Source organism: Colwellia sp. SU-HH01172 (assembly GCF_057553355.1).
Map to the genome: position 1 here is coordinate 476348 of NZ_BAAJMB010000003.1, position 10410 is coordinate 486757.

General features: G+C 38.7%; 10 protein-coding genes. 6 read left to right on the forward strand and 4 right to left on the reverse strand.

What is annotated here, in order from left to right; all coding sequences use genetic code 11:
* Positions 1-77: 77 nt before the first annotated feature.
* On the reverse strand, positions 78-1727 hold the full coding sequence (locus tag AC27JP_RS11560; RefSeq protein ID WP_487115172.1) for an electron transfer flavoprotein-ubiquinone oxidoreductase: 1650 nt from the start codon (positions 1725-1727) through the stop codon (positions 78-80).
* 292 nt (positions 1728-2019) lie between these two features.
* Here AC27JP_RS11560 and AC27JP_RS11565 point away from each other — a divergent pair, with 292 nt between their 5' ends.
* The 4 genes from AC27JP_RS11565 to AC27JP_RS11580 all read left to right on the forward strand — a co-directional run bounded on the left by AC27JP_RS11565 (position 2020) and on the right by AC27JP_RS11580 (position 5006).
* Entirely contained in the window at positions 2020-2772 is a 753-nt protein-coding gene (locus AC27JP_RS11565; RefSeq protein WP_487115174.1) for an electron transfer flavoprotein subunit beta/FixA family protein, read from the forward strand.
* Positions 2769-3695, forward strand: coding sequence for an electron transfer flavoprotein subunit alpha/FixB family protein (locus AC27JP_RS11570; RefSeq protein WP_487115176.1), 927 nt, complete (start codon positions 2769-2771; stop codon positions 3693-3695). Before AC27JP_RS11565 ends, AC27JP_RS11570 begins: the two co-directional genes overlap by 4 nt.
* A gap of 89 nt (positions 3696-3784) precedes the next feature.
* Positions 3785-4180 carry an SUI1 family translation initiation factor gene (locus AC27JP_RS11575; RefSeq protein WP_487115178.1) on the forward strand — a complete coding sequence of 132 codons (396 nt, stop codon included), beginning with the start codon at positions 3785-3787 and terminating at the stop codon, positions 4178-4180.
* Between the two features lie 37 nt (positions 4181-4217).
* Positions 4218-5006: a response regulator gene (locus tag AC27JP_RS11580; protein WP_487115180.1), complete on the forward strand. Its 789-nt coding sequence runs from the start codon at positions 4218-4220 to the stop codon at positions 5004-5006.
* A 37-nt stretch (positions 5007-5043) separates the two neighbouring features.
* On the opposite strand, the gene AC27JP_RS11585 is transcribed toward AC27JP_RS11580, so the two are convergent.
* A complete protein-coding gene (locus AC27JP_RS11585) occupies positions 5044-6600 on the reverse strand; it encodes a sigma 54-interacting transcriptional regulator (RefSeq protein WP_487115182.1) in 1557 nt (518 codons plus the stop codon).
* Positions 6601-6946: 346 nt separating this feature from the next.
* Between AC27JP_RS11585 and megL the strand changes: the two genes are divergently transcribed.
* Positions 6947-8158: a methionine gamma-lyase gene (gene megL, locus AC27JP_RS11590; protein ID WP_487115184.1), complete on the forward strand. Its 1212-nt coding sequence runs from the start codon at positions 6947-6949 to the stop codon at positions 8156-8158.
* 86 nt (positions 8159-8244) lie between these two features.
* On the opposite strand, the gene AC27JP_RS11595 is transcribed toward megL, so the two are convergent.
* Both AC27JP_RS11595 and ylqF read right to left on the reverse strand, forming a co-directional pair.
* Positions 8245-8676: an HIT domain-containing protein gene (locus tag AC27JP_RS11595; protein WP_487115186.1), complete on the reverse strand. Its 432-nt coding sequence runs from the start codon at positions 8674-8676 to the stop codon at positions 8245-8247.
* A 27-nt stretch (positions 8677-8703) separates the two neighbouring features.
* Positions 8704-9636 carry a ribosome biogenesis GTPase YlqF gene (gene ylqF, locus AC27JP_RS11600; protein WP_487115187.1) on the reverse strand — a complete coding sequence of 311 codons (933 nt, stop codon included), beginning with the start codon at positions 9634-9636 and terminating at the stop codon, positions 8704-8706.
* A gap of 167 nt (positions 9637-9803) precedes the next feature.
* Between ylqF and AC27JP_RS11605 the strand changes: the two genes are divergently transcribed.
* Positions 9804-10325 (forward strand): acyloxyacyl hydrolase, encoded by a 522-nt coding sequence (locus tag AC27JP_RS11605; RefSeq protein ID WP_487115189.1) that lies wholly within the window; start codon positions 9804-9806, stop codon positions 10323-10325.
* Positions 10326-10410 lie beyond the last annotated feature (85 nt).

Here is a 10410-nt window from a genome sequence, read left to right on the forward strand (position 1 = left end):
CAGGGTGAACGGTATGTCACGATCGCATGGATGCGAAAGAGTGACGATGTACTGTAGACAGTTAACTAACTAACCAATTACATATTTGGATAGTTAGGTCCGCCGGTTCCTTCTGGCGTTACCCAAGTAATATTTTGAGCAGGATCTTTAATATCACAGGTTTTACAGTGCACACAGTTTTGCGAATTAATGACAAACTTATCGCCTTCCTCTGTACTTTCAACTTCATAAACACCAGCAGGGCAATATCGTTGTGCAGGCTCAGCATATTTAGCTAAGTTAACACTAATTGGAATACTGCTATCAGCCAGTTTTAAGTGGCATGGCTGCTCTTCTTCGTGGTTTGTGTTTGATAAAAATACTGATGACAGTTTATCAAAACTCAATTTATTATCAGGTTTCGGATAATTAATCACCGGTGCATCTTTAGCAAGCTTTAACTGCTCATGGTCTAATGTTTCATCTTTAAAATTGAACGGTAACTTACCACCAAAGAAGTTTTGATCAAGCGTGTTATACGCACCACCAATGAATGTACCAAATTTGTGCATGGCTGGGCCAAAGTTGCGAGTATTGTATAACTCATCATATAACCAAGAATTTTGATACTTTTCAGTATAACTTGTTAACTCTTTACCGCCTTCATCACCGGATGCTAATGCTTCAAATATCGACTCAGCCGCTAGCATGCCTGACTTCATCGCCGTGTGATTACCTTTAATTTTGGCAAAGTTAATGGTACCAGCATCACAACCGACTAATACCGCACCTGGCATGGTCATTTTAGGTAATGAATTAAAGCCACCTTTTGCCATAGCTCTAGCACCGTATGATACGCGCTTACCGCCCTCAAGGTATTGAGCAATTTTTGGATGATGCTTGTAACGTTGGAATTCATCAAATGGACTCAAGTGTGGATTGCTGTAATTTAAATCAACAATTAGCCCAACAAATACTTGATTGTTTTCTGCATGATATAAATAGCCACCACCTGTGGTATCTTTTTCTAACGGCCAGCCAGCAGAATGCACCACTAAACCTTCTTGATGTTTTTCAGGAGCAATATCCCAAATTTCTTTAAAACCTAAGCCATAGTGTTGCGGAGATTTATCGGCATCTAGCGAGAACTTAGCAATAAGCTCTTTACCTAGATGGCCACGACAACCTTCAGCAAAAACCGTGTATTTCGCTTTTAATTCCATACCCGGCATAAATGAATCTTTCGGCTTACCTTCAGTATCTAAACCCATGTCACCGGTAATAACACCACCCACACTGCCGTCTTCATTGTAAATAACATCTTGTGCTGGGAAACCCGGGAAGATTTCTACGCCAAGTTGTTCAGCTTGCTCTGCTAACCAGCGACAAACATTGCCCATGCTGACAATGTAATTGCCTTCGTTATGCATAGTTTTAGGCACACTAAAGCCTGGTAATTTAACCGCGCTATCTTCGCCATTAAATAAATAAATATCATCACCCGTGACGGCGGTATTTAACGGAGCACCTTTTTCTTTCCAATCAGGAAATAATTCAGCTAATGCTCTTGGTTCAAAAACAGCACCAGAAAGTATGTGAGCCCCTACTTCCGAGCCTTTTTCAACCACACACACCATTAGTTCTTGTTCTTTTTCTTGTGCAAGTTTCATTAATTGACAAGCAGTTGATAGGCCTGCAGGACCAGCTCCAACAATTACAACGTCAAACTCCATTGATTCGCGTTCCATAACATCTCCCATCATGATTCAATTTCTTATGAAAAATTCAAACACTCGTTTGATTTTCAAACACCTGTTTGATAACATCCAACATTATAGATATTTTCGAAGTAAATACTATCCTGTATTGCATTATTTACCGATAATATTTGTTTAAGCGCAATTTGATTGACGATATAAGAAGAAGACGTTGACGTAAACGTAATCTACAAGTAGTCTTTCAAACCATAATTATAGCGTTAAGCTGAAGTTTATTTAGTTTAGCCAATATTACCAACAACAAGCACACTCAGAGGCAACGATGAAAGTATTAGTACCCATCAAACGCGTTATTGACTATAACGTAAAAGTACGTGTTAAAGCAGACAACTCCAATGTCGATCTTGCTAATGTAAAAATGGCAATTAACCCATTTTGTGAAATCGCAGTTGAAGAAGCGGTTCGTTTAAAAGAAGCAGGAACAGCGACAGAAGTTATCGCCGTATCTATTGGCGATAAGTCATGCCAAGAGCAGTTACGTACAGCATTAGCCCTAGGTGCTGATCGCGCAATTCAAATCGATACCGATCAAAATTTAGATTCATTGCATGTAGCGAAATTACTACAAAAAGTCGTTGAAGAAGAGCAACCACAGTTGGTTATTCTTGGTAAGCAATCAATTGATAGTGACAACAACCAAACGGGCCAAATGCTTGCAGCCTTAACCGGCTTAGCGCAAGGTACGTTCGCTTCTGCCGTTAACGTTGATGGCGACAAAGTAAACGTAACCCGTGAAGTAGACGGCGGCTTACAAACTGTAGCCTTAAACTTGCCTGCAATCGTAACGACTGACTTACGTTTGAACGAGCCACGTTATGCTTCATTACCAAATATTATGAAAGCAAAACGTAAACCACTTGATGTTAAAGCAGCCGCTGACTTTGGTATTGATTTAACCGCACGTACGAATGTCATTAAAGTAACACCACCTGCGGAGCGTCAAGCAGGTATTATTGTTGAAAGCATTGATGAATTAGTAGAAAAATTAAAAAATGAAGCGAAGGTGATCTCATGAGCGTATTAGTATTTGCCGAACACGATAATAGTCAATTAAAAGCTGATACCTTAAAAACAATTGCTGCGGCACAAGCTATGGGTGGCGAAATTCACCTTTTAGTTGCTGGTCATAACTGTCAAGCAGTTGTCGATGCAGCAAGCAAAGTTAACGGCGTAGCTAAAGTATTAGTTGCTGATAACGCAGCATACGAACATCAACTAGCTGAAAACGTTTCATTGTTAGTTACTGAATTAGCAGCTGACTATGACCACATAGTTGCCACAGCATTAACAACGGGTAAGAACTTTATGCCACGTGTTGCTGCCTTATTAGATGTTGCACAAATTTCAGACATTATTGCCGTAGAAAGTAGCGATACATTTGTTCGCCCTATTTACGCAGGTAACGCCATTGCTACCGTTCAAAGTTTAGATAGCAAAAAAGTAATCACAGTGCGCCCTACCGGTTTCGACGCGGTAGCAACTGACGGAAGTGCAGAAGTTGTAGCACTAGATAAAGCAACTGATGCAGGTACTTCTAGCCATGTAAATGACGAACTTTCTGTATCTGAAAGACCTGACTTAGGTGCAGCTGGTGTGGTTATCTCTGGCGGTCGTGGTATGCAAAATGGCGATAACTTCAAGCTTCTTGATGGTATTGCTGACAAGCTAGGCGCAGCTATTGGTGCATCACGTGCCGCGGTTGATGCTGGTTTTGTACCTAACGACATGCAAGTTGGTCAAACAGGTAAAATTGTTGCCCCTGACTTATACATTGCCGTTGGTATTTCAGGTGCTATTCAACATTTAGCCGGTATGAAAGATTCAAAAATCATTGTTGCTATCAACAAAGATGCTGAAGCACCAATTTTCCAAGTAGCTGACTACGGTATTGTTGCTGATTTATTTGATGCTCTTCCTGAGTTAGAAAGTAAGCTTTAAGCTAATATTCTCACCGTAAAATTCATGTATAATAAAACCACTCTTGTAGTGGTTTTATTTTATCTAAAATATAGTGAGTAGTGTCTATTATGACAAAAACATTTTCTAGCCTTAGTGATTTAGCGGGCGCTTTCGGTAAAACAATCGATGACGAAAAAACAACTTTAGTCGACGATGACTCGCTTGTTTATTCAACTTCACAGGGCAGAATTAAGCAAACAGCACAAAAAACGATTACCGCCTCTGACGGCTTTGCAAAAGTACGCCGTGAAACTAAAGGAAGAAAAGGCAAAGGCGTAGTAACAATAACTGGGCTAGGTCTCGATGACAAAGCCTTAAAAGAACTTGCAAAAAAACTGAAAAAAACCTGTGGCACCGGTGGCAGTGTAGTTGGTGAAGTCATCGAAATTCAAGGTGATAAGCGCGACGAAATAAAACTCGTGCTCGAAAAAAGCGGATTTAAAGTTAAATTTATTGGTGGTTAAGCCAACAATTCACAGTCAGAAAATATTGAGTCAAATTATGAACCCTAATGAATTATCCTTACTTGTCGTTGAGCCTTCAGATCTGCAACGAAAAATCATCATCAAAGAATTAAAACAGCAAGGGATAACCCAACTGTCTGAAGCAAAATCTATCGCTGAAGCATATGCAAGTGTAGAAACACATCCACGCGATCTCATTACTAGTGCCATGTATTTTGATGACGGTACTGCATTAGACTTATTGAAAAAAATTAGAAATAACCCAACAATCGCCGACACGCCTTTTATGCTAGTAACTAGCGAGCATCGCCGCGAAAATTTAGAAGAATTTAAGCAATCGGGTGTTATTGCCTTGTTGCCAAAACCTTTTACACCTGACCACTTAGCAACGGCTATTAATACCACCATTGACTTACTGTCCACTGATGAATTAGAGCTAGAATACTTTGATGTTCATGAGGTTCGTGTTTTATTAGTCGACGATAGCCGCCTTGCCCGTAATCATATTAAACGGGTACTCAATAACTTAGGGTTATTAAAAATAACTGAAGCTGTTGATGGTAGCGAGGCTATTACGTTATTAAAAGAAAACATGTTTGACTTAGTGGTTACTGACTACAATATGCCAGAAGTCGATGGTAAAGAACTCACCCGCTATATTCGAAATGAAAGTGAACAATCACATTTACCTGTACTTATGGTTACCAGTGAAAGTAATGACACCCATTTGGCGAATATTCTCACTGAAGGTGTCACTGCTATGTGTGACAAACCGTTTGAGCCACAAAACGTTAAAAAAATTCTTTATAAAATATTAGAAGATTAACAGCTTAAACAATTGTTATTTAAAAGCAGTTTGATATTCACAACTTAATATCAAACTGTCTTAACTTCATGGCTATTTTGTTGTGCGAAACCTGTAGCCGTTTTGCGAGTTTTCGTGTTGTTGGATAAAGTGGATATAAATCGAGCAATAGTTTTTTCTCAAACTGTGCCTGTGCACTTGCCCAGTCGCTAACAGTGCTTTTAGTTGCCACTGCCTCTTGTTCTAAGCTTTGAGTAAATTGTGCAAGTGCAACAGAAATTCCTTCAGCAGTAATATCTTCTCCTTCATTGAGTGCTATGGCGCGAAACAACACGTTTTGCAACTCGCGAATATTGCCTGGCCAAGGAAAGGAAATTAATAGCTGCATTGCACTAGCTTCAAGTTTTGGTCGCGCTAAATTCATTTGATTTGCCGCTAACGTGACGAAGTGCTCCGCTAATAACTCTATGTCTTCCGACCGTTCTCGTAATGGTGGTGAATTTAAATTCAGCACATTAAGACGGTAAAATAAATCTTCCCTAAACTGCTGCTTTGAAATCATAGTTAGTAAGTTTTGATGAGTCGCACTTACTATGCGAACGTTAGCATGCAACTCTTTAGTCCCTCCTAAGCGGCGAAATTTAAAGTCTTGTAAAAAGCGTAACAATTTTGCTTGTAAGTATGGCGACATTTCGGCTATTTCATCCAAAAATACCGTGCCCCCTTCAGCCAACTCAAATAATCCCGGCTTACCACCTTTTTGTGCGCCAGTAAAAGCGCCAGTTGCATAACCAAAAAGCTCACTTTCTAATAAGTGCTCAGGTAATGTCGCACAGTTTACTGCGAGAAAAGGCGCTTTTTGACGATAGCTAGCATTATGCAATGCACGTGCAACTAATTCTTTACCTGTCCCCGTCTCGCCATTGATCAATACCGGTAAATCAAGCTCTGCAAAGCGGGCAGTTTGTTCCTTGAGAAGTTGAATGCTGGCCGATTGACCTATAATATGATCAATACCTTGTTCATCATGTGTTTGTAGAATCGCAATTTGTTGTCCCAAGCGGCTTATTGATTTTAATGATATTACCGCTCCAGAGTTACTTCCATGCTCACGAATGGGACTAATTTCAGCAATATAACTCTTTCCTGCTATTTCAATACTTTGAGAGCTAACTTTATCGAGTAAAGGTAACTCAATCTCCATATCAAGCAACTGGCTAATCATGGCGCCTTTTAGTCTATCTGCAGATAATGCCCCGCCCTTATGTTGTTGGTGAGCAAGCAGTAACTTTTCACCGGCCTGATTTATTGCCATAACGTAGGCATTTTCATCAATATCAATAATGGCATCAGGTAAACGATTTAATAGTGCCTCTAAATGTCGTTCTCTACTTTCTGACGGTAATAGATCAACTTCCTTACAATGTTCTACGCCAGAGATAGATAGCAATGCCGCTTCAAGATGTGGAAAACTTACTGCAGTATTAACAAGGTGAACAAATATTCGTTGCGAGGTAACTTCCATCGCACTGATATTAAGCTTAAGCACGGTCAGTGCCGTCAAGATTTCCTGACTAATACCAAGCCTATCTTCAGACAATATTTCAATCCGCATACCAAACCCATATAACGACGTAATAATTAAATTACAATGTATCATATTTATTACAAAAATTTAAACTAGTAATAGCCTGCTCGAATGCCACGAATTATATGCTATCGGTAGTAAAAAATCGCCGCTGCAGACTAGTAGTGCCATTCGCTGCCAATACTTCGTAATAATAATATTACAAAAAACTTATATGCATTTGCAATTTCACAATAAAACACTGATTAATAACGATTATTTTAATTGGCAATATTATTGCTTACTGGTAGTTAATAGTAAGATTACAAAGTTATTTTATTACACATTAATTTTGATCGAAGAAAAATAACAGAATCAAAAGCAAAGGAATATTATGTCTGACAGTAAGCATATCGAAACTCAAGCCATCCATTCTGGCCGTATCAATGACGAGCAATTTGGCTCTTTAGCGACACCACTTTACCAAACATCTACTTTCATTTTTGACGATGCTCAACAAGGTGCCGATAGATTCGCGGGTGAAGCTGATGGCTATATCTATAGTCGCTTAGGCAACCCAACAACTAGACAATTAGAAATGCGTGTTGCAGCAATGGAAGGTATGGAAGATGCTGCTGCAACAGCTACCGGCATGGGAGCTGTTTCAGGTGCGTTATTAGCAAATCTGTCTTGCGGTGACCATTTAATTTCATCAAAAGCCGTGTACGGCTGTTCGTTTGCATTAATGAACCACCAACTTACTCGCTGGGGCATTGAGGTTAGCTTTGTTGATATGGCCAACCCAACAGAAGTAGAAGCGGCAATTAAGCCAAATACTAAAGTAATATTTTTAGAAACGCCGGTCAATCCAAATTTAGAAGTTTACGATTTAGCGGCTATTGGAAAAATTGCTCAGCGGCACAACATTATTTCAATTGTCGACAATACATTTTTAACGCCAGTTTTACAGCAACCGAAACAGTACGGTATCGACATAGTTGTGCACAGTGCAACCAAATACCTTAACGGTCATGGTGATGTGGTTGCCGGTATTATTTGTGGTAGTAGTGAAATGATCATGAATATTAAAATGACGGTACTTAAAGATATTGGGGCGACTATTAGCCCACATGATGCCTGGCTTATTATGCGCGGCCTTAAAACCTTACCTATTCGCATGGAGCGTCATTGTAGCAACGCTCAAAAAATTGCTGAGTTTTTAGAAAGCGAAAAAATGGTTTCTCAAGTTTACTACCCTGGTTTAAAGAGCCACTCAGGCAACAAGTACATTGGCAAGCAAATGAAAGCGGCTGGCGGTGTCATTGCCTTTGAAATTGAAAGTGATTTAGCTGGCGGTAGTGAATTTATTAACCGTATGAAACTATTTTCAATTGCCGTAAGTTTAGGAGATGCTGAGTCTCTTATTCAACACCCTGCATCGATGACACATTCACCATACACTCAAGAAGAGCGTTTAGCGGCAGGTATTAGTGATAGCTTAATTAGAATATCTGTCGGCCTTGAAAATGTCGATGACTTAATAGCCGATTTAGCCCAGTCATTATCGCTGATTAAAGTTGCTGCCGATAAAAGAAATGTTGCTTAGCTGCCAATAGCTTAGTACTTCATCTATTATTTTATTAGTAGCCCATTATCAGCTAGTAGTGGGCTATTTTCATAACGCTTTGGATGTTAGTTTTTACTTGCAAGAATTGCCGTCAATTTCGGAATTAAACGGTCTTTTACTTCAGTAAGTTCAGCATCAGTATAAGGCGTTAATGCTTGTTGCCCCCAAATCGGTTTTGGCCAACAAGGATCGGTTTTATAGCGAACAATATGATGCAAGTGCAGTTGCGGTACAACATTCCCCAACGCCGCAACATTCATTTTATCACCATTAAATTCTTGCATCAGCACTTCACTTAGCATGCTCGACTCATTTAATAATTGTTGTTGATCCTGCCAGTCTAATTGATAAATATCTTGAACATTATCAACTTTAGGCACTAATATAAACCAAGGAAACGCACTATCATTACATAATAGTAAACGCGATAACGGAAAGTCAGTAATAACAAAACAATCATTGACTAATTGTGGATGCAAGACAAATTCTTTATTCATACTCATACCTTAATTATAATTTTCCTATTAACGCTTATTGCGACGTCCTCTGCCCCGTGCAAGCTTTTTAGCTTCTCTAGCAGCAACTTTATCAGCTTCAACTTTTTCAAAATGAACAGTTTCTTTAATGATCATTTCTGGCGTTTCAAAGGTTATGCCGCCAAGTGTTTTATCTCTGATCTCATTAATTAAAATTTCAGAGGCTTTATGAAAATCAATACGCCCACCACTTCTAACACAGCCTCTCCGTTTACCAAGCGCTTCAATTAATTCAACTTCTTGTTCTGGCAACTCATCAATCTTATAACGCTCTTGTAAACGCTCAGGGTAAGCTTCTAGCAAATATTCAGCAGCAAAGCAGGCAATTTCTTCATGATCAAAAGCCGTATCTTTAACCGCGCTAGTAACAGCTAATCGATAACCACTATTTTGATTCACAATTTTAGGCCACAGCATGCCCGGAGTATCGTACAAATACAAACCGTCTTCTAAACGTATTCTTTGCTGGCCTTTGGTAACCGCTGGTTCATTACCGACTTTTGCTTTAGCTTTACCTACAAGCGTATTTAATAAGGTTGATTTACCAACATTAGGAATGCCCACAATAACAGCGTTTATTTGTTTGCCCGCTTCATCTTTCGATGGTGCCAACTTTCGAATTAAATTAGGAATGGTTTTGGCAACCGACGGTGACTCAGTAGTTAAGGCAATAGCTTTTACATTATGTTGTGACTCTAAATAGCTCAACCATAACTCAGTTATTTTAGGGTCAGCTAAATCTGATTTGTTTAAAATTTTTATTAAAGGCTTATCACCACGAATTTCAGTGATCATTGGGTTTTCGCTACTAAAAGGTAAGCGAGCATCACACACTTCAATTACCACATCAATTTGCGGTAATATTTCTTTAATCTCTTTTTGGGCTTTATGCATATGCCCAGGGAACCAATTAATCGCCATAATAATTCTTTTATAAAATAATACAGATCTTATCACTGATAAAAATGAAATGCTGCTGAAAACCAATATTAAAAAGTTTCATTAGCTACAGAAAGTTATAAATTGAATATTTACAAAAATCATTTACTTAACTAGCTTTAACTATATACAGACTAATATTTTATTAAATGATGAAAATAATTTTAGCTTTAACGTTCACTATTTTGCTCTTTTCAAATATCAGCCTCGCTGATGGAATTACCTTATCAAAAGGTCAATCGACTTCAAAAGATGAATCTAATACGAAAAGCTATGGCTATATTTTTGAAACTGACCTTACATTCCCTTATTTTACAGAGCTCAACCTAAGGCTTGATTTAGATTTAACAGTCCATTTTTGGCAAAATTTATATGGGCCGGACATTACAACTGGCTCAGCCATCCCGATGTTGAATTATAAATTGAAAACTGAAAGTTTAGATTGGTTTTTTAGGGGGGGTATTGGTATTGCCTACGTTGACCAAACGACTTGGGGAAGGAGAGACTTAGGCGATAATTGGCTGTTCGAAGATAGAATTGAAATAGGCATCGCACTAAATAAAGTGCATCGATTCTCACTTTCACTTAAACATTACTCAAATGCAGCAACAAACAGTAGTAATGATGGAACGAATATAGCTTCTGTCAACTACACTTATCGCTGGAATTAATTTTACGAGCCTATTTAAGTAAAAATAAAAACATCGTGTTAAAAGGATATAAGAAAATTATGCACGCTTTTAAGATTCAGAAAGC